The following is a 26034-nucleotide window of genomic DNA, read 5'->3' as shown; positions in this document are numbered from 1 at the left end:
AAAGAGATTAATTACTGAAACACTTTTTCAACAGCCATTACTTCAATGTTGTTAGCTGGAATAGCTAATTTATAATCGGCAATGACTTTATCCTCAGCAACAAGCGCTGCTGGTTTTTCTGTGTTGTAAACCATTGGCGATGTTTGCTCTGACACTAAACGTTTTTTCATGTCTTCGCCGTCACCGGTAATAAACACGTACTGTACGTTATCTGTTTGCAGATTATCTTTAATCACGCGATTAACATCAGCAAGCGTTAGCTTTTCAAGTTTACTTGTCACGTATTTTACAAACGACTCTGTGTTATAAAATTCACTATCAAGTGCATAACCTAATTGGCGGTTTTGACTTGCGACAAGCTGCGGTACGTAGTTAATTAAAAAGTTACGTGTTGCTTCAAAGTCTTTTTCGGTTAAGCCATTTTTAATAAGCTTATCCAGCTCAAACAAAGCGGTACGTGTTGCAAAGTGTGCATCGTTATTAGAGCGCAGCGGGCGTAACCAAATTTGGAATATTTGCTCAGAGCGTCCTAAGTTTGCATCAGGCTTAGTTTGAAACATGCCACGTGGGAAGTACTCAATGTAGGCGTAATCGCCGTAGTTCATACCACGTGTTTGACGAATTCGCTCATACAAGTATGAGTTAGAACTACGGTGCTCACCAAAGTACGAACGCACCAGCCAAAGGGCTGTCCAATCTTCACTACTACGAATAGTATCAATTGGGAAACCAAACGATACCGCAGTAGATTGCGCCGACTTTTCTACAATCGTGGCATGGTGACCTTTAAGCTCTGGCGCATCAGGAATACTTAAACGGCTTTGCTCGCCTTTAGGTAAGGTTGCTAAGTCGCTCATGATTTCGGTTTTAAGCGCTTTTGGCACAGCGCCAATTAAACCCAGTGTTAGTTTAGATTGGGTAAGCTCTGTGTTGTAAAATGCTTTTACATCATCAAGCGTTAGTGCTTCTAAATCCGAAATATCACCGTAATTGTAGCTTTCGTATGGGTGGCCTTTGTAAAGTGTGCTGTAAAGCACTTCTTTACCTAGCTCTTCATCGTTAGAGGCTTTTAAGCCCGATTTAATACCGTCGATCATTTCTTTTTTAAGGCGCTTAAAGTCATCATCTCTAAAACCTGGGTTAAGTAATTGATCGCTTACAAGCGCATACCATGTAGCAGCGTTATCTTTATGAATACGCCCTTGGAATGACAGCATTTCTTTATCTATTTGATAACCAAAGCTGCCAGCAAGCGGATAAAGCGCTTTTTGTATGTCTTTGTAACTCGTACTTTGCGAGCCACCTTGAGCAAGCATAGCGGCTGTGAGCGCAGCAACCCCTTTTTTACCTTGCGGGTCTGCAGCAGCCCCTGTATTGAATAAAAAGTTTACATCAATCAGCGGCGAGCTATTCGTTTTATCAAGCACTTTAAATACGGGTGCCTCTGGCGCTTTATCACGCTTAGCGACTAATGCGTTTAAGCTTGTTTCTTGCTCAAACCCTGGCGCTTTATCAAGTGCAGACATAGTTACGGTAGTACGCGCGTCATCTACAAAATACTTATTCGCCACAGCTTTAATATCTTGTGCTGTGATGTTGTCGGCCGATTTATAAAGCTGGTTAATAACCTCTGGGTCGCGCTCAAAATGCATATAACTTGCAAGGGTTGATGCAATCGCTTGCGATGAGTCTAAGCCGTTAATAAAGCTGTATTTAAGGTTAGACTTTAAATCACTTAGTTTTTGCTCATCAACAAGTTCGGTACGTGCTTTTGCATAAGTGCGGTTAATAGCATCGCGTGCTTTTGCTAAATCATCTTCGTTTTCTACTTTTACAAACACATGCAGTAAGCCAGGATCTTTTGTCTCTGGATTGTAGGTAAACATTTGACTCGCTATTTGTTTATCAACAACTAGCTCTTGGTATAAATCGGAGTTATTAGAAAAATAAAGCTGTGAAATTAAATCAAGTGCGGCTCTGTCTTTTTTAGCAGGCTCCCATGCTGCGCCTTTGTAAGATACAAGCAACCAATGACCAGGCAAACCTTCGTTTTTCTCATGTACATATTTAGGTGCTTGCTGCTTTGGCTCAGCTTTAATATCGGCAACGTAATCGCCTTTTTCCCAACCACCCCAATGCTTTTTAACCATAGCCATTGTTTCTTCTGGCTCTACATCGCCCACAATTACAAGCGATACATATTCAGGCTTATAAAACTTATCAAAAAATTCTTTACCGTACGCCATTTGATCTGGCATGGCTTCTATATCTTCAAAAAAGCCCATGGTGGTATGTTTATAAGTGTGCGTATCAAACGCTTCTTCGCGTACTGCGCTCAATAACTTACGAATTGGGCTGGCGTTATTTTTTAAATATTCCCCTTTAACCGTTAGCGCTTCGGTTCTAAATTGCTCTTCGGTGTAGGTTAAGTTTTGAAAAATATCGGCTTCAATTTCAAGTACTTTATCAAGATGCTGCTTTGAAAAGTTTAAATGGTAGTTTGTGTAATCGTTAGTGGTATAAGCACGGTTGTCGACCCCTGCATTTTTAAATATGGCAGTGTATTCCTCTTGCGGAAATTTTTTAGAGCCTTTAAACATCATGTGCTCAAAAAAGTGAGCAAAACCGGTTTTACCTGCTTTTACTTCATTACGCGAGCCAACCGATACCGGAATTTGCAGCGAGACTACATCGGGGTAATCAGTTTTAACAACCATTACACGTAAGCCGTTATCAAGCTCTTCGATTAAGTACTCTTGCGAAAATACACGTTCGTCAGCTTTTGTTGTTTGCTGTTGTTGTGCCGCTTGGGTGTTTTCGCTTTGCTGTGTTGCGCAGCCTGTTAGTGCCAGCGATACCGCTAAGCTTGTTGCTAGTAATTTAAATTTCATTGTTGTCCCTTTTTAAATTGAGCAAATTTGTTATTAGGTTTAATACTAACTCGCTTAGATTATGCCCCAAAGCCACTAAATATAAGAGCCCATCGGCTATTTATAATGTAAACAACTGTGTCAATTCCCTATTTTAAAAACATTTAAGTATGAAAAAAGCTCAAGTTGATTGAAAAACTTTCACTAAATAAATCTATCTAGACGTCTAAATGGCTGCTATATTAAATTACATACATTGGACTAAGCTGGAATGAGGATTATGGCTTTATCACTACAAGAAAAAATAGAAGACACCAATCAAGGTGTTTATCTTATTGGTACTACCCCGCCTAAAATTGGTACTGATAAAGCGCAACTAAAAATTATTGCAGAAAAACTACTTGCTCGCCTACACGAAATTGAATACGACGGCGTGATAATTTACGACATTCAAGACGAAAGCAGCCGTACAGATAAAGCTCGCCCATTTCCGTTTAAGCAAACTGTAGACCCACGTGAATACAGCCACTTACTACGTAATTTATCTGCTCCAGATGTCATTACTTACAAAAGCGTGGCACAACGTGGTGTAGAGGAGTTTAAAGGCTGGTTGGATGAAACTAAAAACGACTACGATTTAAAAAATGTCGTTTTAGTGGGTAGCCCCTCATCGGTAGGTGATATAAAACTAAGCTTGCCCGATGCCTATAAAACGCTTGCAGAGCAAAGTGATGACTTCTTTTTAGGGGGCGTTACCATTGCTGAGCGACATTCAAGTAAGCGAAATGAGCATGAGCGCCTTATAGAAAAAACAGCACAAGGTTGTCAGTTTTTTATATCGCAAGCTGTTTACGACGCGCAAGCAACTATAGAGCTAATCACAAGTTACGCGCGCACCTGTAAAGCACAAGGTATTACACCAAAACGAATTATTTTAACGTTTACGCCGTGCGGTGGCGATAAAACCTTAGAGTTTATGCAATGGTTGGGTATCTCAGTGCCAGAGGCCACTAAATGGCGCATGCTTGATGCAGACAATACCTTAAGTGAATCTGTACGTATTTGCCGAGAAAATCTCGACCTAATACTCAAAAGCTGTGCACACCTAGATGTACCACTGGGCTTAAATATTGAAAGCTTAACAAACCGTAAAGAAGAAATTGACGCATCAATAAACTTATACCGTTTATTAAAAGCCATTATGGAATTAAACCTAGCCGAAAAACAAATCGCTTAGAGCCTAATTCACACCGTTTATAGCAAGCCTAATGGCTTGCTTTTTTGTTGCTATGTTTAAGTGTATTACTTTTATTATTATGCTTTTTTAGCCAATTTGTACGCTTGTTTATTTTTATACATTTGGTGATCGGCCAAATTTAATAACGTATCAAAAGGTTGCTTTTGTTTATTAGTAAAACTTTCGCCTATGCTGAGTGTCAGCGCGCATACGTTGTTTTCTAATAGTGCGTTTGTATACTCAATTTTTATTTTATCAATAATATGGCTAAGCTTACTTCTATCACTAATTTGCATCACTGCTACAAATTCATCGCCGCCTAAACGCCCTACTATATCAGCCTCTCTTAAATGTGTTTTTAAGGTATTTGCTAAGAGGATTAACGCTTGATCGCCTATTTCATGGCCATAAGTGTCGTTTAGTTTTTTAAAGTCGTTTATATCAATAAACAAGCAACACACATCAAAACCTAAACGCAGCGCTAAATTAAGTTTGTGCTGGGCAAGTAAGCTAAGTGCACGGCGATTATAAATATTGGTAAGCGGGTCGAGCATGGCTATTTCGCGCATTTGCTCAAAGCTATAAATAAGGGCTAAATCGTCTTCAATTAAATCACGAAGCTGCTCTATTAGCTCAAAATATTCATCGGTATAACTGGTTTTTTTTGAATCTTTTAAACACAAGGTGCCAAATACTTCACCTTCAGGCCAGTGAATTGGCAAGCCAAGGTAGGATTCAACGCCATCTTCAATAACCTCGGGCATAGTATTCCACTGCGTATCGCTGCGGGTATCGCTAACATACAAAGTGTTGTTGTTTTCGGCTACATATTTACAAAATAAGGGAGTTTCGGGAGGGAGTATAGGGTTGGTTTCAAAGTGTGAGCCACCTTCATTAGCTCTAATAACTACACGATAACCTTTACTAGTAGCCTGAACTATATAACCAGAGGGGGCCGAAAAAAGCCCCGTAATAAGATCAATGGTTTTTTGCCATTTATGTAATGATATTTGGCCATCGACACCAGAAAACGCCCACTGATCTGTTTCAAACATAACTATACCTCAGCTATTTAGTGGCCTTAGTATAGCCAAATAAATATGTTTAAGGCTACTTTCTGCGGCGTTTACTTGGTGCTCTTTGCCCGGTAATGCGCTTTTTATCGCGATCTTTACGCGCTTTGTTGGTGTTTTTACGGTTATCTTTAGGGGGCTTGTTTAAATCAGGCTCGTAACCTTCTAGCCATTGTGGTGCTAAGCGGGTATCCAGTAGTACTTCAATTTCTTCCAGTAACCACTGCTCGTCAATACTTACCAGTGACATAGCAAGGCCTTGCTCGCCAGCGCGCCCCGTACGGCCAATTCGGTGTACGTAATCTTCAGCTATGTAAGGTAGCTCAAAGTTTATTACATATTTAAGCGCCGGAATATCTAAACCGCGGGCAGCTACATCGGTGGCAACTAAAACCCGCGTTGTGCCTTCTTTAAAGTTTTGTAATGCACGGTCGCGTGCTCCTTGTGATTTATCGCCATGGATAGACTCAGTTTTTAAGCCGTCTTTACACATTTCTTTGGCAAGTTTATCGGCCATTTGTTTGGTACGTGTAAATATAAGTACTTGGCGCCAGTTTTTCATGCCAATCATGTGCGATACAAGCTCACGCTTTCGCTCTTCATCAACTGCGTAAATAACTTGCTCTACTTCAACGGCGGCTGAGTTGCGTTTATCAACTTCAATCAGCTCGGGGTTTTTAAGTAGTTTTTTACTCAGCTCAAACACGCTGTCATCGAATGTGGCTGAGAACAATAAGGTTTGGCGATCGCCCGGAATGTGGCGCAAAATACGTTTTATTTCATCAATAAAGCCCATATCCAGCATACGGTCGGCTTCATCAAATACTAACGAATCAACACTTGAAAGCACCACACTGCCTTTAACGATATGATCAAGTAAACGCCCAGGCGTTGCGACTATCACTTGCGCCGTTTTAAGCGCTTTAATTTGCGGGCCAATACTTGCACCGCCATACGCTAAAGCGCCTTGAATATTTGTGCCTTGGGCGTATTTTTCAAAGCTTGCAAACACTTGCTGAGCAAGCTCACGCGTGGGCGTTAAAATAACCACTCGGGCTATGCCTGGCTCATCTTTTTTTGGTGTATTTAAAAGCTTATGTAGTAGTGGTAATACAAAGGCGGCTGTTTTACCTGTGCCTGTTTGCGCGCTGCCCATTACATCGCTGCCCGCTAATATGTGCGGAATAGTTTTAACCTGAATTGCGGTAGGCGTGGTGTAATTATTTTGCTCAATTGCGGTTAGTAATAACGAATCGAGTTTAAGAGATGAGAACAATGTGGCAGACATAGGCTTAGCTTTAAAATAACAAAGAGCGCTATTGTACGCATATTACGGTACTGCGTAAATTAACCAGCTCAGAAAAGTATTGAGCTTAGTTGTATTTCCTACACCAATAAAAAAGGCGCTAAATAACAATGTATTTAGCGCCTTTTTTATACCAATCCGCTTAATTAAGTGATCTATTTTGAGGACAGATAAACGTGTTGATAGCTAGGCAAAAAATTCGCTATTTAGTTGTTCTAAATGAGAATTTTTTAACGCAGATAGCAACACTTTTAGCCCCTAAAAATGATTAAGTATTATTGCGGATTGGTATTATAATTTAATAACGTTTTAAACTGGTTTTAAGGTGGCTTTTCGCTCATTATAAAACGCGATTAAGTCATCAACCGTTGCTTGGCAGTATTCACGAATACCCGACACCACCATGTGCTTTTCACCAAAACCCACTTTTTCGCCGTTTTCTAGTAAATTAAAGCGCAAGGTAATTTTGCCGCGCTTACCCGTGTACTCAAAACTTGGCTCAGCAAACTCAAGCGATGGCGTTTGAATATTAATGTTATCAAGGTTAATGATCATCGACTCGTAAATAACCATAGGGCGCGCTGGGTTAATCATTACATCTTGCTTACCCATTAGCGGAATAATTACGTGCGGAAATGCTGCACCAGAAAACTCAACATAGTTTTTTATTAAGCTATTTGTAAGTGTTGGGCATTTGCTGGTTTTACCTTCGCGTTTTACCTTTAAAATTACTTTGTCGCCGTTGGTTACATCAAACTCATCATCCCCTTCTGGGAAGTTAAGTTTGGTGTTTTCATCAACCATACCGGCAAAGGTAAATTCCATTCGCTCACTTATACCGTAGCGGTCTAACACTAAAGAAAAAAGTAAGTCTCCTGGCGCGCAAAACTTTTTGGCATCTTTGTCATGAAGTGGGTTGTAATCATCGGCAACGCACTTTGCGAAACGACACCCTTGCTCACGAGAGATAGAAACATAATCAGCATGCTGCTGAAAGTAAGGACTTAACATAGATTGTTCACTGCTTAAACTGCTTATAACCTGCCCATACTACCAGAAAAAATTTAAAGAGAGGTCGAATCACTTACAAATTCATACAATTAACTTAAGAGTAAATGTTGCACACACCTGTTTTAGTTAGTAATTTAGGTACCAAACTAAATAAGGGACTAATTATTATGTTACGTGTTTTTGCAGTAATAAGCGTACTCACTACTTTGGCTGGATGTTCTAGCGTAACTTTTCATACCGATATAGATAACGATGTTTTATCTGAGGAAATTGGTACGTACGTTAAAAAACGAGATTTACAGCAGTTTTATAGCGACCAAGAAGCACACGAAAGTGGCGCCACACTTTTAGGCCGAATTGAAGGCGAAAGCTGCAATGGCGACGGTAGAGGCGACAATAATATAAGCTACAATCGCTTAAAATCAAATGCTATAGATTTACTTAAAGCAGATGCAATGCGCAGAGGCGGTAACGCCTTTACTATAAATTCTTGTAGCGAAATCTCTGTATCGTATTGTGACCTGTCTGTTTTATGCAGCGGACAGGCCTACGACTATTAATTAAATTATATATTAAGCGCAAAGCTTAATAGTACGCGCTTTCCCGACTCAATTTTAGAAACGCTATGCTCGTATTTGTCGGGTCTAAATAAATACACCCGGTTAAACCAATTAATAATGCATTTTGAGCATTTAAAAACCCCACCAGCTTTAGGTTTTACTAGTACAAAATTAAGTTTGTAGTAGCGCCCTTGCTGTACTGGATCTATATGGTTCATCACACTGTGATGTGTAGGGTAAGTAACTAGGTTTATTGAAAAGGCATTACTGCTAAATAAAGCTTTGTTTTTTACAGGTGCAATCATGCTGCCTCCTTTTAATTTACATGCAGCATTGTAGCATTTGCTAAAGCGCCACGGCTTGCGCTAAACAATATCAAAACGCGATGACATATAGCCAAACGGCCTGAAACAAAAAAGCCGAGCTTAATTAATAAGCTCGGCTTTTTATAAAGTATGACTAAAGATTATGCACTTGGGTATGTGCGGTACGCACGCTCAATATTTTTAGCCTGCTTTTTAGAAATGCCTAAATGAGCAAGCGCTACACGTAAACGCGCACGTGATAAGTCTGAGCCCAAAATTTCCATTGCATCAAGCACAGAGGTAGATGATGTTTTACCCGTGATTGCTACAAATATTGGCTCTAAAAAGTCTTTAATTTTAAGCTCGTGGAATGTAGCAACTTCTTTTGCAATTGCAAAAATAGCTGGCTTATCAAAACTACGTAAACCTTCAAGCTGCCATACAAAAAACTGTAGCGCTTGGCGTATTACGTTTTCGTCAGCTTTGCCCGCCGTTAACAGGGCTGGGTCGTAAGTTGGAATGCCGCCTACAAAATGCCCTGCTAAATCAACCATGTCCGAAAGCGTATTAATGCGCGTTTTAGCTTCTGGTAATACTTTAGCTAGCATTTCGCCATTAAACTTCCAATCAACAAAGCGCTGTACAAGCTCTTCGTCTGTTAGGTTTTCGCGGATCCACATGCCGTTTAACCAGCTTAGCTTATCAACATCAAATACAGGGCCACCAAGTGATACACGCTTCATGTCGAAGTGTTCAATCATCTCGTTAAGAGTGAATTTTTCACGCTCATCTGGCATTGACCAACCCATACGGCCTAAGTAGTTAAGCACGGCCTCTGGTAGGTAACCCATTTCTTTATAGTAATTAATAGAAGTTGGGTTTTTACGCTTAGAAAGCTTTGATTTATCAGGGTTACGCAGTAGTGGTAAATGCCCTAGTACGGGTGCTTCCCAACCTAAATCTTCGTAAAGTTTTAATAGTTTAGGTGCTGAGTTAATCCACTCTTCGCCACGGAAAATATGGCTTATTTGCATGTGGTGGTCATCCACTACGTTTGCTAAAAAGTACGTAGGGAATCCATCGGCTTTTAATAGCACTTGCATGTCTACGTTTTCCCACGGGATCTCAATTTCGTCGCGTAGGTAGTCGTTAAATTTAAAAGTGCCTTCGCTTGGTATTTTCATACGTATAACGTAAGGCTTGCCTGCGGCTAGGTTTGCTTTAATTTCATCTTCGGTGAGGTTTAAGCCACGGCCGTCGTATTTAGGGCGCAGACCTTCTGCCATTTGCTCTTCACGCATTTGGTCAAGCTCTTCGCTGGTTGCAAAACAGTAAAATGCTTTACCTTGCTCAACTAATTGGTGTGCGTATTTTTTGTATAAATCGCTGCGCTCTGATTGACGGTAAGGGCCAAATTCGCCACCTACGTCAGGGCCATGATCCCACTCAAGACCTAACCAACGTAAGCTATCCATAATCGCTTGTTCTGACTCTGGCGTGCTACGAACTTGGTCTGTATCTTCAATACGAAGCACAAACTCGCCGCCTTGTTGTTTAGCAAAACAGTAGTTAAATAAAGCAATATAAGCGGTGCCAAGATGCGGGTCACCTGTTGGAGATGGGGCAACACGAGTACGGATTGTCATGATAATGTCTCTTTTAATAAGTGAGATAAAAATTAAGGGGGTCGTTTAAGCCGCTACTTTGTTTAAGTAAGCAATAATATCGTTAGATTCGTATAGCCACTCTACTTGGCCATTTTTTTCTATACGAAGGCATGGCACTTTAATTTTGCCGCCTTGCTCTAACAGCTCTTGACGAAATTGTTGATTATTTTTTGCATCACGCGTTTCTATTTTTAAGCCTTCGCGCTTAATTGCACGGCGTACTTTTACGCAAAACGGGCATGCTTTAAATTGATAAAGTTTAAATTGTGAGGTTTGCTGATCAAGCTGCGCTTGCACATCGCTTGCACGCTTTTTACTGCGAGGAGTAAATACAAAATTAAAGAATAAAATTATACAACCTAAAAACCAACGAACGAATTTCATGTTTTGTGCCTGCCTACAACAATTTAAGGAGCCAGATTTTAGCACAAATTTACAATCAAAAAAGCTCAATACTATTATCGGTAGTCACTTCTTCATTTACCTCAAGCTCGCTATAAGCAGTCACTTTATTACGGCCGCTATTTTTAGAATGATACAGCGCCATATCGGCTTGGTTTACAATACTAGATACAGTATCAATACTTGCCAGCTCTAAAAAGCCAATACTTATTGTAAGCTGCCCAACTTGCGGAAAAGGATACTCAGCAATATTTGAGCGTAAACGGTTAAGTGCTATATGTGCTTGTGCCTCGGTTTTGGTTTGAAATAACACCGCAAACTCTTCGCCACCATACCTAAATACGTAGTCTTCTAGCCTAAAGTTATTTTTTAACAGCCGCGCCACAAGTAAAATAACTTCATCGCCTATTACATGGCCGTAGCTATCGTTTACGCGTTTAAAGTGATCGATATCTGCAATGGCTAAATACCATCGTCGCTTTTCGTTTGTATCATCACGGGGTAATAAAAAGCCTTTGCCTGAGACAATTTCGATCACTTTTTTATCAAAGGTTTGTCTATTTAAAAGCTCGGTTAAAGGGTCTAATCGCGATTTATGTAATAGCCCTAACTGGTTGGCATAAATATTTAAAATATGCACGGCGAGCATTGTGGTGGTTTGCGCTAACTCTTTTGTGGTTTCTATTAGTAATATGCCAATTACTTTACCAAAGTAATACACTGGCACATACGTTGTTACTACACCTAAGGCACGGCTTACTCTTATTTTGTTTTGAGTTACTTTATTAAGCAGCGCTAAGGCTTCGTTAGACTCTAATACTTCAAGGCGGGTATGGGTGTTTATAAGCGTAGGCGGTAATTGCGCACTAAAGTGTTTATTAATATAAATAGCAAAATTTTCAACTTCGAGTAGGTCGCCAATAATCTGCACTAATGATGCATCTAAATCACTTTCTTCTTCTTGCTGAGTTAGACTGATTATCCATTCGTGCCCGCAATTGTTTGCCTTCATTAGTTTGCCTAAACTGTTTTAACTTCAATCAGTTTAGACAAAACCATCAACTTTGCTAATTAATTAACCAATACTTTTGAATTAGGTCGCATTGAGCTATGTGGATTAAAGTTTGTTTTAGCTAAGCGCTATTAAATCGTAGCGCGAGCTTAGTAACTTAGTGAGCTCAATAACTACTGCGCTGTTATTTAATAACTTACATACAGCAGAGCCTAAAACAGCCTATGCTTTGCATTTATGCTTTGTATTTATGTTTTTGTACAACCAGTTATTCTAAACACAACATAGGCTCTGCCTTGCTTAAATACCGAATATACGGCCGCAACACGCGCTATTTAAAAAAGCTAAATAAAACTAAAGCAAAACTAAGTCGTCTCTGTGTAGCACCACAGCGCCACTATCAAAGTCGAGTAGTTCGCCTATTTGCTCTGAGTGAGCACCTTTAATTTTATTTACTTCAACTTGATTAAAACGTGTTAACCCTCGTGCAATAACTTGGTTGTTGGCGTCTATTAAATCTATTAAGTCGCCCCGCTCAAAACGGCCAAACGCATTGGTTATACCTTTTGCCAGCAGGCTTGCCCCTTTGTTTTGTAGCGCCGAAATAGCCCCTTTATCAATCATTATTTGGCCGGTACTTTTAGGCCCTGCCATTAGCCATTTTTTACGGCCATCTTTTGGCGCAGTAAGTTTTAAAAACCGCGTGCCGGGTAATTGCTCACTCATGCATTTTAAAATAACGTTGTTGCCAGCGCCTTTTGCAATAATAACCTCTACCCCTGCGCGCCTTGCTACGTCGGCGGCTTGTAGTTTTGTGGCCATACCGCCGGTACCTAAACTTGTACCGCTACCACCAGCCAGTTGGCGTAACTCATCGTTTATATGAGTGACTTCGTCAATCAGTTTTGCATCGGTATTTGTGCGCGGATCGCTGGTAAATAAACCTTCTTGATCGGTAAGCAGTAATAGCTTATTGGCATTAGCTAAAATAGCCACCAGCGCCGATAAATTATCGTTATCGCCTACTTTTATTTCGGCGGTTGCTACCGCGTCGTTTTCATTAATAATAGGCACCACATCGTGGCTTAATAACGCATTTAAGGTATCGCGCGCATTTAAATAGCGTTCGCGGTCATCTACGTCTGCACGGGTAAGCAGCATTTGCCCTACGTTTATGCCATACAAGGCAAATAAGCTTTGCCAAATATGTATAAGCTGGCCTTGTCCAACGGCTGCCAACATTTGTTTATCTATTAGGCCGCGGCCACAGGGTTTAATAAGTTGTTCGCGACCCGCAGCAACCGCGCCACTTGATACTAATATAACTTGGTGGCCTTGCTTTTTTAATTCGCTACATTGGCGAACCAGCTCAACCATATGGGCTTTATCTAACTTATCAGTGCCGCCGGTCAATACACTTGTACCAAGCTTAACAACAATTACCTGTTCCCTATGCATTATTATTTACTATTAAAATGAAAGATAAATAAACTTATACCAGCTCGGTATTTTTGAACAAGTTAAAATTATTCATGCTAGGATCGGCGTTAATTTAATTTGATAAAATTTCATTTATGCCAGCCAGTTTATGCCTAATTATTGCCACCTTTTTATGGGGTAGCTCCTTTATTGCACTTAAGTATGCTATTGCCGTTTACGACCCTGCACTAGTTATATTTTTACGCATGCTAACCACTTTAGTTTTATCGCTTTGTTTATGGCGTTATGTAATTAGGTTTGAGTATTTAAAAGGCGATTGGAAGTACTTATTAGGTATGTCGCTCGCAGAGCCATGCTTGTACTTTTTATTTGAAGGCCACGCAATGGAATACACCTCGGCCTCTCAGGCGGGAGTTATTGTTTCGTGCTTGCCTATTATTGTGGCGTTGATGGCGTTTTTTATGCTTAAAGAGTATATAAGTAAAGCCATTGTGATTGGGTTTACCCTGTGTATTGGCGGCAGTATTTTACTTACTTTGCTTTCACCAAATACCGATCAGGCCCCTAATCCATTATTGGGTAACTTTTTAGAGCTTATGGCCATGGTATGCGCGGCGTTTTACACCATTAGCATTAAGCACTTAGCCAATCGCTACTCGCCGTTAACGCTAATTGCTTTACAAGGCATAAGCGGCAGTGTGTTTTTTGCACCGTTTTTGTTTTTTATCGACTTACCCAGCGAAAACCAGCATGACCTAACCGCCCTTATGAGCATTTTGTATTTAGGCTCGTTTGTCACCTTAGGTGGCTATGGTATGTATAACTATGCAATTGGCAAAGTGTCGGTATTAACGGCTGCAGCTTATTCAAATTTAATTCCTATTTTTACACTTATTTTATCGGCTATTATTTTGGGTGAGGTACTCGATTTTTGGCAATGGGTGAGTATATTTGTTGTTTTTGCAGGGGTGATGATAAGCCAACGACATCAAGAGCTGGTGGTAGATATACCGCTTAATGAAGCTGGCGATGACCCTATCAACTCAGCCGATACAAGCCATCTTAAATCAGTACCCGGTGCCAGCGAGTCAAAAGGGTAACAGGTTAATAAATAAAGCCCTGGGGTTTGTAAAAACGCCTGCTGGGATTGATGAATAACCTCAATCCCCTTCACTTTATAATGCTGTATTACGCCACTTTGCAGCTGCAGCGTAAACGTTTCACCCACTTTGGTGTGTTTTAAAAATGCAAAGTGGGTATCGTTGTGACCCGCTATTAACGCACCGCCATGTTTATCTCCAAGCTTTGCCCCTGGTAAAAAGTGGCTTGGTGCAAATGCTAAATTACGACCACTTGCCCCAGCTAAAACGCTAAGCACTTTATTATGCACAGGCCAGTTAAGCTGCGCGGTTACAAAGCTGTCGGCGTAAAACCACGGTTTAACGCGAGCGTGTGGCGTAATAAGCGCCTCTTGCCAGGCCTGCTCTATTAATACTTGGGCAAGCCATGCCTTGGCTTGCATATAAGCACCATGAGAAAACAGCCCCAGCCCGGCGATTAATAAGCCCGCACTTAGCCACTTTTTCATTTAAGCTCTCGGTTTATTTTAAATGCGCCATAGCCAAGTAATAAAATGCAGCCCAGCAATATGTACAGTCGGCTTTGCCCATCGGTTTGTGGTAAACGCATAGCCAGTCCTTGTGGCGCTGCGTTCTTAGCCAGTGCCGTTTGCTTTGCAGGCTCGTTTATTTGAGTGTGTTCAATAGCTATAAAAGCAGTAAACGGGCTCAGTAGTTGATGTGTGAGCGCAAGCCCCTGCACCTCATTTTTAACTGACTGACGGTCATTATACAAAAGTAACGATTTAATTTTTTGGCGCGCCCACAGCTTATCAATCCCTTTTGCGCTGGCGCTATTTTGTGCGCTTAGCTTTATATTTAAAGGGCCTTGAGCGGTTTGCCCACTAAGCGTAATTTGATTCGTATCATTTAGTTTTATAGCCACCATTATTGGCTCGCCAAAATATAAATCGGGCAAGGGAGATGGCCAAAAATCTAAACTGTGAGTGCTTTCATCGCGCAGTGCTAAATTAGTGATAGCGGGATGAGCAAGCTTATCAAATAACTGCTGCATTTTAGGCTGCACCTCATTTGTGCTGCCAATAAACGTAAATGACCCTTTACCTATATCAGCTGCGCGGCGCATAAAAAAGCTATTGGGTGCACTGCCAATGCCTACAGTAAATAAACGGCTATCACCCAATTTACGCTGAATATTTTTAAATAAGGCATCTTCGTTACTCACACTCCCATCCGTTAAAAACACCACTTGGCGTACAAAGCCTTCAAAGCTGCTGCCATCAAGTACCGCATCAAGTGCACCTTGTATTTCGGTACCACCGTCGGCCTCTAGGCTATAAATAAAGCGCTCAGCGCGGCGTAAGTTAAAGTCACTAGCAATAAGGGGTTTATCGCTCATAGGGGTAACCACGTTATCAAAGCCAATAATGTTAAAGCTGTCGTCGCTATCAAGCAAAGACAGCGCATAAAACAGGGCCTTTTTAGCTTGCTCCATAGATTGCCCGTGCATAGAGCCTGAGGTATCTACAACAAACACCATTTCGCGAGGTAGGCGCTGCGTTTGTGTAAAGTGATCTGCTGGCGGCATTAGCATAGCAAGCCCGTACCGGTCGCCGTTTTCAAACTGCTGGGTAAAAAATGCTGCTTGTGCGCTTTCTTTTTGCAGCGGTTTAAACTCAAGTACAAAGTCGCGATTGGCCCCCGTTTGCTCATTTAAAGCAACCGTATATTGCCCAAAGGCCGGGTTTTGTACTTCTACACGATGAAATTTAGACGTTATATCTACAAGCTCTAAGCCTACATCTATATTAATATTTAAACTAAATTGGCTGTTTGGCGCCTCACTGTGCTGCGTTTTGCTATACACAGGGCTTAACCATCCTTGTGGTGCATGGGTTAGGCTAGTTTGCTCAGCTTCAATATTTGCGCTTATTGTGTGATAGCGCGGCGTAATAGTACTTGGGAAGCGAATAGCAAATGTGCCATTGCTGTAATCAATGATCTCTTGGTATTCAAGCTCTATCACAATTTGCTCGCCAGGGCCTATATTTGCCACGTTAGTAATAAACATATTAGCGCGCTGCTGGCGTACAAGTGCGGCTTGCTTGCCAGCATTTTTAGCTGCCTGATACTTTTTTTCGGCCTCTACTTTTTTATCTATTTGGCCTTTTATGACTCGCTCACCTATGCGCATCGTCATCGCATGTACGGCGCTTTCATCAGGTAGCGGAAACACATAACGCGCATTTACCGCAAACGGATTTTCGTTTTGATAAGTTTGCTTAACAACCACGTGATTTATCAGCCCGGTTAGGGTCATGTTAGCATCGCTTTTTAATATAATTGCCGGCGCGACAGATGCGCCGCTGCTGTCAAAAAGTTCAAGCTTGGGCGACTGTGCACGGCTATTAAAACTAAGTAGAAGCACACCCACTAAGAAAATAAAAATGCTTACTTTAGTAAGCATTTTGGTTGGGTTACTCAACATAAAATCACTCCATCGAACGCTTAACTTTACTTAAATAAAAGTGGCTTTAGTTACTTGCCGTTTGGCCATTTGCTGGATTTATTGGGCGAGTGGTAAGCGTTACGCGTCGATCAAAAAAGTTATCTTCTACGGTATTGCTGCGCGCTAATGTTTGTTGCTCGCCAAAAGCGTGCGCACTTAAACGTGCATGGCTAATACCGTGCTTTATAAGGTAACTTTGCACTGCGTTTACACGTTTTTTAGACAATAAAAGGTTCGCTTGCTCATCACCGCGCTGATCGGCAAAGCCACTTAAATCTAATGCGAGTTGCGGCTGATTTTTTAACAGCACCACAAGCTGGTTTAACTGCGTAGCAAAGTGCGGGGCAATATCACTTGAGCCGGTTTTAAATTGTACTGTCATGGCAAGTAAGTTATTTATTTGTGATTGTGTTAACTGCTCATTTTGATTAGTCAGTACATCTAACTGCTGCTCTAGCCTATTGTTTTGATTAAGTACCTGTTGGTAGTCACTGGTTTTTTGCTGCATCACTGTTATTGCTCTCTGCTGCTGGGCAATTTTGTCATCCGCTACTTTTGAATCACCAATTAAGCCCCCGGCAAATGCGCCAATAAAAGCACCAATTGGCCCACCAACGACACCACCAATAATGGCGCCAGTACCTAAGCCGATGGCGGTTTCTTTATGTGCTTCTTTAGAAGGGGTGTTAGCGGCTGCTGCAAATGCAGGTGTACACACTGTGGCTACTAGCGTTAATGCGATTAATGTCTTCTTCATAATGTAATCCTTAAACTTGTTTTAATTTGTGATGTTTTGTTTTGATGGTTGTATTAAAACAGCTGCAAGTGGCAACAAAGGGGAGCAAAAATGGCAAACCGCTGAGCAATTGTGGCAAAAAAATGGCAATTGCCTTTTTAACCGTACATAACTGAAAAACTTCGATATAGTGCGTTTTAAAATAAATAAGGGTGAGTAGAATGAAAAAAATAGCCATCATTGAAGATGAAACCGCCATCCGCGAAAACTATATTGAAATGCTTAGCGCCCAGGGTTACCAGGTAAGTGGTTTTGCTAACCGTGTCAGCGCAGAGATTGCATTTAAAGACGCCCTACCCGATTTAGCCATTGTTGATATTGGTTTAGGCCACGAAATAGACGGCGGTTTTTTACTTTGCCAAACCTTGCGTACGCTTTCTAAAACACTGCCTATTATTTTTTTAACCGCCCGCGATAGCGAAATAGATACCGTGTGTGGCCTGCGTATGGGCGCCGATGACTACCTAACAAAAGATATTAGCTTAGCCCACTTGGCTGCCAGAATAGGCGCGCTATTTAGACGCATGGAAGCGCTTGAGCAACCCGCCGATGCCAATGCATTAATTACACGCGGCCAGTTAACGCTCGACACCCAGCGCATGCAAGTATTTTGGCAGCAGCAATTGGTTGATTTAACCGTGACCGAATTTTGGATGTTGCACTCACTTGCGCAGCGCCCAGGCCATGTAAAAAGCCGTAACGATTTAATGAGCGATGCAAAAATTTACGTAGACGACAGCACTATCACTTCGCATGTAAAACGCATTCGTAAAAAGTTTATCGCCCTTGATAACAACTTTGACTGCATAGATACGGTGTATGGCATGGGCTACAGGTGGGAACAACGCTAATGTTACGATTTGGCCTGCGCAGTAAATTTATATTACTGTCGTGTTTTTTGTTTTTACTGCCTTGGCTTGGCTACGAGTACGTGTGGGAAATGGAAAAGTTTTTACGCCAAGGCCAAGAAAAAACCCTCGTAGGCACCACACGGGCGCTCGCCACCGCCCTGCATGAGCGCCCAGCACTTTTTGATGAGCAAACCAATTTTTTAGACCAGGTAGTAAAAGGGCGCGACTTATATGCGTACAATCTTAAAAACGCCATTCAACTCGATGGCAAACTGAGCGACTGGCAAAGCTATCAACCACTCTTTTGGCATTACGATAAACGCTATTTACAAAAAGCAGACAAGGAACATAAAGCTGAGGATTTATCGTTTGATCATATGGTTGGCAAGTTTGATAACTATTTATATGCCGTGTTTAAAGTAACTGACGATCACCTTGTATATCGTGCTAAAAATAGTTTAAGCATTACTAATAACGACCATTTAATAATTGGCCTAAAAAGCCCAGCCGGAGATTTTAATACGTACATTATTGCCCCACGCCAAGATGGCTGGGTAAATGCGTTTGATGCTAATACCAAAACACCGTTTACAAAAATTCAGGGCTATTTTATACGCACTGAATCGGGATATAACGTAGAGCTGCGCTTTCCTATAAATATGCTTGGTAACAAGCTAGGCTTTGCCGTGGTCGATATTGATACAAAAAAAGCACCGCTCGATTTTAAAACAATGTCGACCTCTAATTTAAATAACCCAAGCGATTTAGGCTCGGTATTGGTGCCCTCACCAGAAATTAACCGAATCTTAAAAGGCATGGGTCACAGTGGTAGCCGTATTTGGGTGGTTGATAATCATCATCGCGTATTAGCGCAGTCGGGCACAATTCAAAATGCCGATGGCGTATGGGCCGACGGCCTTAAAAACCAACCGCCTAAAAATGCCTGGCAACGCTTTGAGCAAACGTATTTGCACCCGCTTTATTATAAAATTTTAACTCGCCCCGAAAACGAATTTTTAGATACCCTGCACGATGTTGCCTCAATGCAAGGCACGCATTTAGCTAAGGCACTGAAGGGGCAACCAGCGTCATCTTGGCGATTAACGCCCGACAGTAAAGCCGTTATTTTATCGGCGGCTTACCCTATTTGGATAGAAGATAAAGTGATTGGCGCAGTAATCGCCGAGGAAACCACTAACGGTGTTCGCACCCTGCGTAATAAGTCGCTCGAAAAGCTTTTTAACGTTATTTTAGCGGTGATGCTAATTGGCACCGTTACGTTGTTCTTTTTTGCCTCGCGTATTTCGAGCCGCATTAGGCGACTGCGCGACACCGCAGAGCAAGCCATTGATGCCCAAGGGCGCATTACCGGCAGTATTAATTACAGCGACTCAAACGATGAAATAGGCGACCTTTCGCGAAGTTTTGCCAATATAGTTGGCCGCTTAGGCGGGTACACTAATTATTTAGAAAATATGTCATCGCGGTTATCTCATGAGCTACGTACACCGGTGGCTGTGGTTCGCTCTTCTTTAGAAAACCTACAAAGCTTGGAGCAAAATGAGCTTAGCCAAAAATACCTAGAGCGAGCAAGTGAAGGGGTTGAGCGCTTAGGTAAAATAATAACCACCATGAGCGAAGCCACGCGCCTTGAACAAAGCATTCAAAGCAACGAGAGCGAGCCGTTTGATTTACAAAAAGTAATTAATGGCTGTATGCAAGGCTTCCAGCTTACTTACCCAGAGCAGTTATTTGAGCTTGATGTATGCCAAAGCCCTTTACCTATGCAAGGAGCTCCCGAATTTATAGCTCAGCTACTTGATAAGCTTATTAATAATGCGCTGGAATTTAGTGAAGCAAATACAGCTATTAATGTAGGTCTTAAGCAGAGCGAAAATAAAGCAATATTAACAGTGAGTAATACAGGCCCCGCCCTGCCTGAAGGGCTAACTGAGCATATTTTTGATTCTATGGTGTCGGTGCGTAGCCAGCAAATGCAGCAACAACCGCACTTAGGCTTGGGGCTTTATATTGTAAGGCTGGTGTGTGATTACCATAAAGGCAGTGTCACTGCGCAAAACAACGAGTGCGGTAATGGCGTGGTGTTTAAAGTAACCCTGCCTTTACAAAGCTAGGCTGTGCATAAAGTGGCGCCTTGCTGAACCGCCCTTATTTTTTGCACATCGATTACAATTTACTACAACTTAAAATGTAACTATTCACTTTTAATTCAGTCAAACGGCCATACCCTGAACGCTAATTAAGGAGAATAGATCATGAACAACCCACTTGAGCGTGAAGAGATCGAATTTATTTTTGATCTATACAGGCCCCAAGAACAAGCACCTAGCTTACCTTCAGAGCCTGCCACCTCTACATATAAAAACTTACGACAGCCAGAACAAGTGAAAAACGAAGGCGTATCTGAATACCTCAGCTAGGGTATTGCCTATTGCGTTGCTTGCTCGTTTTGTAAAAACGCTTTAATGCAGTTTATTTCTGCCAGTTTTACCTCTTCGCCTATTTCTGGGCCTTTTTTGCCATTTTTAAGTGCAGTTTGCACCACCTGTTTTTTATCCATTTTTTGTAATTCATTAAAAATTGCACGCAGCTTAGCCCCTTGCGGATAGGGCTTATTTACAAGTGTTTCTCCGCGCCCTTGCGCATCACATTGGCATGCTTGGGTAAACGCAATAAATCGCTCTGGGTGCACTAAAGCATTTAAATTAGTGACAATTAATTTATGAATCGTTTGTGGCCTTAATTGCTCCAGCGTATGGCATAAGGTGTGATTATCGCTGGTGAGTACGCCAATATCACGAAAACGATTAGGCACTTTTAAACGCTCACAAAACTTTTCTACTACGGCTACCCCTTCGCGTTCATGGCCGCGTAAATTACCGCGTTTTTTAAAGCTCAGGGCCTTACCAAAATCATGAGTGAGTGCCGCAAACCGTGTTTCTAAATTAAAATTTAAATCGGCAGCTCGCCTAAGTACCAACATAGTATGAACAAACACATCGCCTTCAGGGTGGTGGTTTGCAGGTTGCGGCACCCCTTGCATACTCTCTATTTCAGGGAAAATACCTAAGCCATGTAATGCTTGAAAATACAGTTCAGGGTGTTTTTCACCCAGCGCTTTTTCGGTTTCGAGCCATACGCGCTCGGGCACTAAATGATTAAGCTCACCTTTGTTTTTAAGCTCGCGCATTAATGCATAAGTACTTGGATGAATACGCCATTCGCTTCCGTAGCGTGCTAAAAAACGCGCTATGCGTAATACCCTTACCGGGTCCTCTACAAAGGCTTCTGTGGTGTGGCGCAGTATTTTATTGTGTAAATCGCTTTGGCCATTGAAAGGGTCAATAACGGTACCGTTTTCATCAAGTGCCATTGAGTTTATGGTTAAATCGCGCCGTGCTAAATCTTCTTCAAGGGTGACATTAGGGCTGGCATCTACCACAAAGCCGGTATACCCTTTACCGCTTTTTCGCTCGGTGCGACCCAAGGCGTATTCTTCTTTTGTTTTTGGGTGTAAATAAACCGGAAAATCACTTCCTATAGGCACAAAACCAAGCGACTCCATAGTTTGGGGTGTTTCGCCTATAACAACATAATCGTTATCTTTTGATGCTATATTAAGTAGCTGGTCGCGTACCGCGCCACCAACAAGGTAAACTTGCTTAAGGTTGTGTTTCACTGTTTATCCTAATCACACTGGGTGGTTATTTGATGTCGATCATACCATTAAAATCACCATAGTTTGCCAAGCTTAAATAAGCTCATTACAATAGCGCTTTATTTTAAGCCATAGCCTTACATTCAATGAAAAATCATTCATCAAAAAAAGAACTTATGCTACTGCCTATATTACTTGTGGTTATTGTAATGTGCGTGGCGGGTCACTTTTTACTACAGGCTAACTTTCAAGATAGCAACATGGTTGAATACATGTTGGCAGCGCTGCCCTTTGCGATGTTTGGCCTAGTTATTGTGGCATTTAAAATGGCAGCTAAAAGCGAAGCCAATGAGCAAAGCGAGCAAGACTCTTAATTTTACTGTTAAAGAATATAATACCCAAACCAATCTGGTTTTATTGGTTGAGTATGCCCACTTGGCGTAAGCTTAATATTTAGTTGGCTGTCGAGCAGGTCTATAGCAAAGCAGTCATCTACATCATGTAAATCATCTTTATGAATATGGCTAAGGCCTGCAAGCAAATCGCTTTTAGCGCGCTGCTTGGCCTCTGCTGCGCTACTGGCAACATACAATGCAAAGTCGTGTTGCTCTGCCATAGAGTCACTTCTGTAAGCGCCTAAATTAACAAAGTACAGCTGCTTATTTTGCTCAACGTAGGTATCAACGACTTCTACTTTATAACCGTCGATATGGTTAATTGCCATGTAGCTGTCCATATGCACATTGTTTTTATCGCCCACCCATTGGCTTTTTAGCTTTGAATAAGTTTGCTCAATGCTTTGCCCTACGACAAAGCGAATATCGTGCATTTCTATGTGGCAGCCTTGAATTCGCCCGCCCAGATACACCATAAATAACTGCATTTAATAACCTTACTCTTAAATTACACTAAATTATCGACATCAATATTGTGTTTTTTTATTAACTTATAAAAATCCGAACGATTACGTTTGGCAAGCTTTGCACCTTCAGCTACGTTACCACCGGCCATTTTTAGGGTGTTTATTACATAATCGCGCTCAAACTCTTTTTTGGCATCATTTAGAGAAAGCGGCTCTGCACTGGCTTGGTTTGAGTTAAGTGCGTTTAACACTAAGTGCGCAGAAATTACCTCGCTGGCGCTCAATGCGACCACTTGCTCTACAACATTTTGTAACTGGCGTATATTCCCAGGCCAGTCGTAACGTACTAGTGCATGCATGGCATCGTTTGCAAAGCGCTTTTCTTTTTGGTTCATACGTTTAGCAATACTTGCGCTAAAGTGCTGGGCAAGCAGGCTTATGTCTTCTCGGCGCTCACACAGCGGCGGTAATTTTAAATTAACAACATTTAGGCGGTAGTATAAATCTTCCCTAAATTGTTGGTTGCTAATCGCATCGGGTAAATTTTTGTGAGTGGCCGATACAATGCGCACATCAATAGGAATTTCTTCCTGAAAGCCCACCGGGCGTATGGTTTTTTCTTGCAGTACACGCAGTAACTTAACTTGTAAATTAAGCGGCATATCGCCAATTTCATCTAAAAATAAGGTGCCGCCTTGAGCTTGCTGAAATAAACCTTGGTGATCTTTCACCGCCCCTGTAAAGGCGCCTTTTTTATGGCCAAATAATTCTGACTCTAAAAGCTCCCCAGGCACTGCGCCACAGTTAATGGCCACAAAAGGTCCTTCGCTTACATAGCTGTGTTGATGAATCGCCTGAGCCAGCAGCTCCTTACCGGTACCGCTGGCGCCAGAAATAAGTACATTTACTTGGGTTGGCCCCAGTAATTTTACTTGCTCAAGGAGGTGTAACATAGCGCCACTGCGCGTTACTATATTGCTTTTTTGGGGCGATTCTTCTGCGTTTACGCCATGTATTTCAATGGCTTTGGCTAGGCTGTCAAACAGCTCGTCTTTATCTACCGGTTTTGTGATAAACGCAAAAATACCTTGTTTTGTCGCCTCCACCGCATCGGGTATAGAGCCATGCGCTGTCATCATTATAACCGGCAGCGCTGGGTAGCGGCTTTGTAATTGGCGATGTAAGGCCATACCGTCCATTTCGTCCATACGCAGGTCCGTTATAACTGCATCAAACACTTGGTTTTTAAGAATTTGTAATGCAAGTATGCCGCTTTCGCAGGTTGTTACGTCATACCCTTTAGACTCGATTCTTAGCGCGAGTAATTTAAGTAAACTTGCATCGTCATCAACGAGTAATACTTTTGCACCTTGTGGTGTGTGTGTTGCCATAATTACTGCTCCTTAGTGTCTTCGCGTAGTAACAGCTGCTGCTCTATTGTGGCTAAAGACGATAACGTTTGCTGCATTTTGTCATTTAACGCCTGCTGCTCTTTTAGGGCATTTATTTGCCGAGTAACATGTTGCTTTTGAAGCCATAAATATTGTTTTATTGGCTCAGGCCAAAAGTAGGCTAAATCGAGTTTTTGTAATCGTGTCATTACCTCCTCTGGCGCACTTGAGGTGTTAACACACATGAATTTAAAAAAACGTTTTAGCTCTTTTTCACCTAAATAAGTATGTAGGCTTGGCTTTACTTTAAAACCGCCACATTGATTAGCATGCCATGCAACAACACGTTCTGCGCTGGGGTAAACGGGGTCACTTTTAGGGCGCTTTTTAGGATTTGGCACCGCATTTTTTGCAGGCTCAACCTCCTGCGACACTGCTGCTGTTTGTGTGTTATTTGTTTCACACCCAGCTAAAACAACCGTACTACTGAGCACACATAAAATAGCTATTAAACGCGTACGCATGCTATAAAACTCCTTGATTAGTTAAAGGTATTTTTATTGTAAATAAGCAGCCTTGGGGCTGGTTATGCTCAACACTAAGCTGGCCTTGTAACTGCTCAACCGACTCTTTTACTATGGTTAAACCTAAGCCACTGCCTTGCAGCGTAACATCTTTATTATGCTTGCCTTGGTAAAATGCGCTGAATATCTGGGTTTTTTCTTGCTCTTTAATACCACAGCCTTCGTCGCGCACTTGCATTATTAATAGCTTTTGCTCAAGTGCTAAGGTTACATCAACACTTTGCCCTGTATTTGAAAATTTTAACGCATTAGAAATGAGCTGAATGAGGGTCATTTCTATCAGCTCTGCGGGTAATGCAAGTGGCTGTTTTGTTATGCTGTTGTGCCAATTTAAGCGTTGCTGCTTAGCCGTTAAGCGGTGCTCAAAATGGCTGTTTATTTTATTTATTAAATTGCCAAATTCGACTTCGCTAACGCTGTCTTTACTGGTTCTGATAGCGTTATAACTAAGTAGGCTGTCAATCATAGTGCGCAGACGCACCATAGATTGGCTAATAAGCTCCAGTACAGCTTGCTGCTCTTTTGTAATGGGGCCGACTATTTCATCGCTAAGTAAATCGGTGCCCTCGACCATTGAAGCCAACGGCGTTTTAAGCTCGTGGGTTACATGGCGTAAAAAGGTATCTTTTTGTTGTTCAAGCATATGTAACTGCTCTTGCACCCATTGTAGTTTTTCGCCTAATTCCACCAGCTCACTTGAGCCTTGCACTGCAATTTTTTGCTGCCAGTGGCCTTGCCCTAGTTTATCTATTACCGACGTAAGCCCTTTTAAACGTTTACTTATGCGCCATAAAAAGCCTCCACCCACTAGTAAAGTAAGCGGAATAAGTGCCACTAACCAGTTAATAAACGAGCTTTGTAAAGTACTTAATTCACTTTGGTTGTTTTGTATTTGCGCTGCATTCGTATCGCGCAACCACACAGTAAGCTCAGCCACTAAATCGCTAATAGGCACAAACAATGCAGCATCTTGTTGGTTATTTTCAATTAAAGCTTGATGAGTACTACGCAATGTTGTTGCTAAGCGGCGCCACTGCATAGTGTATTGCTGTGTGGCACTGGCTTGGCTGAGCGTGTCGATTGTTTGTAAGGAGGATTGCCATTTTTCGTTTATTAACGTGTCGAGCGACTCGCTTTTTAGCACCCAGTTTTGTCGCGTTGCCCGCTCTAGACTATTAAGCTCTTGCTTTAAAAAATTAAACGACTTAGTAACTTGGTAATTATTACTGACAATAAGCTGGGTAACAGCGAGCTGTTTGTTTAACGCATTTAAAAAAACAATAACCACTAAACTAAGCGGCAGTAACGACAGCAGCATACTAATTATAAACTGACCTATTAAGTTAGGCCGCCAATTAAGCATTGCACGATACTTTTTAGCCAACGTTACAGGCATTATC

Annotated in this window: 24 protein-coding genes; 7 read left to right on the top strand and 17 right to left on the bottom strand. The window is 41.7% G+C overall.

Going from position 1 to position 26034, the window contains the following annotated elements:
- Positions 1 to 11 precede the first annotated feature (11 nt).
- Positions 12 to 2891 (bottom strand): M16 family metallopeptidase, encoded by a 2880-nt coding sequence (locus CWB60_RS01295; protein WP_138576876.1) that lies wholly within the window; start codon positions 2889 to 2891, stop codon positions 12 to 14.
- Between the two features lie 259 nt (positions 2892 to 3150).
- Here CWB60_RS01295 and CWB60_RS01290 point away from each other — a divergent pair, with 259 nt between their 5' ends.
- The gene (locus CWB60_RS01290; RefSeq protein ID WP_024033159.1) at positions 3151 to 4107 is read left to right on the top strand and encodes a methylenetetrahydrofolate reductase; all 957 of its coding nucleotides are present in this window, start codon (positions 3151 to 3153) and stop codon (positions 4105 to 4107) included.
- A gap of 77 nt (positions 4108 to 4184) precedes the next feature.
- Here the strand turns inward: CWB60_RS01290 and CWB60_RS01285 are convergent, their stop codons facing one another.
- The 3 genes from CWB60_RS01285 to CWB60_RS01275 form a co-directional block, all read right to left on the bottom strand.
- On the bottom strand, positions 4185 to 5162 hold the full coding sequence (locus CWB60_RS01285; protein WP_024033160.1) for a sensor domain-containing diguanylate cyclase: 978 nt from the start codon (positions 5160 to 5162) through the stop codon (positions 4185 to 4187).
- Positions 5163 to 5217: 55 nt separating this feature from the next.
- Positions 5218 to 6468: a DEAD/DEAH box helicase gene (locus CWB60_RS01280; RefSeq protein ID WP_138576878.1), complete on the bottom strand. Its 1251-nt coding sequence runs from the start codon at positions 6466 to 6468 to the stop codon at positions 5218 to 5220.
- A 327-nt stretch (positions 6469 to 6795) separates the two neighbouring features.
- Positions 6796 to 7497: a DUF3581 domain-containing protein gene (locus CWB60_RS01275; RefSeq protein WP_138576880.1), complete on the bottom strand. Its 702-nt coding sequence runs from the start codon at positions 7495 to 7497 to the stop codon at positions 6796 to 6798.
- Between the two features lie 167 nt (positions 7498 to 7664).
- Here CWB60_RS01275 and CWB60_RS01270 point away from each other — a divergent pair, with 167 nt between their 5' ends.
- Positions 7665 to 8057: a hypothetical protein gene (locus CWB60_RS01270; RefSeq protein ID WP_029773896.1), complete on the top strand. Its 393-nt coding sequence runs from the start codon at positions 7665 to 7667 to the stop codon at positions 8055 to 8057.
- 5 nt (positions 8058 to 8062) lie between these two features.
- Here CWB60_RS01270 and CWB60_RS01265 read toward each other — a convergent pair whose 3' ends face one another.
- From CWB60_RS01265 to proB, 5 genes are all read right to left on the bottom strand, one after another.
- Positions 8063 to 8362 (bottom strand): hypothetical protein, encoded by a 300-nt coding sequence (locus CWB60_RS01265; RefSeq protein WP_024033163.1) that lies wholly within the window; start codon positions 8360 to 8362, stop codon positions 8063 to 8065.
- Between the two features lie 161 nt (positions 8363 to 8523).
- Positions 8524 to 10008, bottom strand: coding sequence for a glutamate--tRNA ligase (gene gltX / locus CWB60_RS01260; protein WP_024033164.1), 1485 nt, complete (start codon positions 10006 to 10008; stop codon positions 8524 to 8526).
- Between the two features lie 45 nt (positions 10009 to 10053).
- The gene (locus tag CWB60_RS01255) at positions 10054 to 10413 is read right to left on the bottom strand and encodes a glutathione S-transferase N-terminal domain-containing protein (RefSeq protein ID WP_004586118.1); all 360 of its coding nucleotides are present in this window, start codon (positions 10411 to 10413) and stop codon (positions 10054 to 10056) included.
- A 55-nt stretch (positions 10414 to 10468) separates the two neighbouring features.
- The gene (locus CWB60_RS01250; RefSeq protein WP_024033165.1) at positions 10469 to 11443 is read right to left on the bottom strand and encodes a GGDEF domain-containing protein; all 975 of its coding nucleotides are present in this window, start codon (positions 11441 to 11443) and stop codon (positions 10469 to 10471) included.
- A 354-nt stretch (positions 11444 to 11797) separates the two neighbouring features.
- The gene (gene proB, locus CWB60_RS01245; protein ID WP_138576882.1) at positions 11798 to 12901 is read right to left on the bottom strand and encodes a glutamate 5-kinase; all 1104 of its coding nucleotides are present in this window, start codon (positions 12899 to 12901) and stop codon (positions 11798 to 11800) included.
- A 116-nt stretch (positions 12902 to 13017) separates the two neighbouring features.
- Between proB and CWB60_RS01240 the strand changes: the two genes are divergently transcribed.
- A complete protein-coding gene (locus CWB60_RS01240) occupies positions 13018 to 13983 on the top strand; it encodes a DMT family transporter (RefSeq protein WP_138576884.1) in 966 nt (321 codons plus the stop codon).
- Here the strand turns inward: CWB60_RS01240 and CWB60_RS01235 are convergent.
- The 3 genes from CWB60_RS01235 to pdsO are packed head-to-tail and all read right to left on the bottom strand — an operon-like array spanning position 13872 to position 17228.
- Positions 13872 to 14471: a class GN sortase gene (locus CWB60_RS01235; RefSeq protein WP_138576886.1), complete on the bottom strand. Its 600-nt coding sequence runs from the start codon at positions 14469 to 14471 to the stop codon at positions 13872 to 13874. The two genes, CWB60_RS01240 and CWB60_RS01235, sit on opposite strands and share 112 nt — an antisense overlap.
- Entirely contained in the window at positions 14468 to 16450 is a 1983-nt protein-coding gene (locus CWB60_RS01230) for a marine proteobacterial sortase target protein (protein WP_138576888.1), read from the bottom strand. The genes CWB60_RS01235 and CWB60_RS01230 overlap by 4 nt, the downstream gene beginning before the upstream one ends.
- A 46-nt stretch (positions 16451 to 16496) precedes the next feature.
- Entirely contained in the window at positions 16497 to 17228 is a 732-nt protein-coding gene (pdsO, locus tag CWB60_RS01225; RefSeq protein WP_138576890.1) for a sortase-associated OmpA-like protein PdsO, read from the bottom strand.
- Between the two features lie 200 nt (positions 17229 to 17428).
- Between pdsO and pdsR the strand changes: the two genes are divergently transcribed.
- The 3 genes from pdsR to CWB60_RS20710 all read left to right on the top strand — a co-directional run bounded on the left by pdsR (position 17429) and on the right by CWB60_RS20710 (position 20559).
- Positions 17429 to 18118: a proteobacterial dedicated sortase system response regulator gene (gene pdsR, locus CWB60_RS01220; protein ID WP_004586111.1), complete on the top strand. Its 690-nt coding sequence runs from the start codon at positions 17429 to 17431 to the stop codon at positions 18116 to 18118.
- The gene (pdsS, locus tag CWB60_RS01215; protein ID WP_138576892.1) at positions 18118 to 20253 is read left to right on the top strand and encodes a proteobacterial dedicated sortase system histidine kinase; all 2136 of its coding nucleotides are present in this window, start codon (positions 18118 to 18120) and stop codon (positions 20251 to 20253) included. The genes pdsR and pdsS overlap by 1 nt, the downstream gene beginning before the upstream one ends.
- A 141-nt stretch (positions 20254 to 20394) precedes the next feature.
- Entirely contained in the window at positions 20395 to 20559 is a 165-nt protein-coding gene (locus CWB60_RS20710) for a hypothetical protein (RefSeq protein WP_024033174.1), read from the top strand.
- 8 nt (positions 20560 to 20567) lie between these two features.
- Here the strand turns inward: CWB60_RS20710 and CWB60_RS01210 are convergent, their stop codons facing one another.
- Positions 20568 to 21818, bottom strand: coding sequence for a multifunctional CCA addition/repair protein (locus CWB60_RS01210; RefSeq protein WP_029773901.1), 1251 nt, complete (start codon positions 21816 to 21818; stop codon positions 20568 to 20570).
- Between the two features lie 125 nt (positions 21819 to 21943).
- Here CWB60_RS01210 and CWB60_RS01205 point away from each other — a divergent pair, with 125 nt between their 5' ends.
- Positions 21944 to 22171, top strand: a complete 228-nt coding sequence (locus CWB60_RS01205; RefSeq protein ID WP_004586108.1) for a hypothetical protein — start codon at positions 21944 to 21946, stop codon at positions 22169 to 22171.
- Positions 22172 to 22179: 8 nt separating this feature from the next.
- Here the strand turns inward: CWB60_RS01205 and CWB60_RS01200 are convergent, their stop codons facing one another.
- Genes CWB60_RS01200 through CWB60_RS01185 form a run of 4 tightly spaced genes read right to left on the bottom strand, consistent with a single transcriptional unit; the run spans position 22180 to position 26030 of the window.
- The gene (locus CWB60_RS01200; RefSeq protein ID WP_138576894.1) at positions 22180 to 22680 is read right to left on the bottom strand and encodes a DUF1543 domain-containing protein; all 501 of its coding nucleotides are present in this window, start codon (positions 22678 to 22680) and stop codon (positions 22180 to 22182) included.
- A gap of 20 nt (positions 22681 to 22700) precedes the next feature.
- Positions 22701 to 24050 carry a sigma 54-interacting transcriptional regulator gene (locus tag CWB60_RS01195; protein WP_138576896.1) on the bottom strand — a complete coding sequence of 450 codons (1350 nt, stop codon included), beginning with the start codon at positions 24048 to 24050 and terminating at the stop codon, positions 22701 to 22703.
- Between the two features lie 2 nt (positions 24051 to 24052).
- On the bottom strand, positions 24053 to 24574 hold the full coding sequence (locus tag CWB60_RS01190; RefSeq protein WP_029773902.1) for a hypothetical protein: 522 nt from the start codon (positions 24572 to 24574) through the stop codon (positions 24053 to 24055).
- A gap of 1 nt (position 24575) precedes the next feature.
- A complete protein-coding gene (locus CWB60_RS01185; RefSeq protein WP_096739158.1) occupies positions 24576 to 26030 on the bottom strand; it encodes a sensor histidine kinase in 1455 nt (484 codons plus the stop codon).
- Positions 26031 to 26034 lie beyond the last annotated feature (4 nt).

The organism is Pseudoalteromonas sp. S327 (assembly GCF_005886415.1).
In the GTDB taxonomy this organism is placed as follows: Bacteria; Pseudomonadota; Gammaproteobacteria; order Enterobacterales; family Alteromonadaceae; genus Pseudoalteromonas; species Pseudoalteromonas atlantica.
Note: the sequence above shows the minus strand (reverse complement) of the source record. Positions and strands in the feature narration are given on the sequence as shown.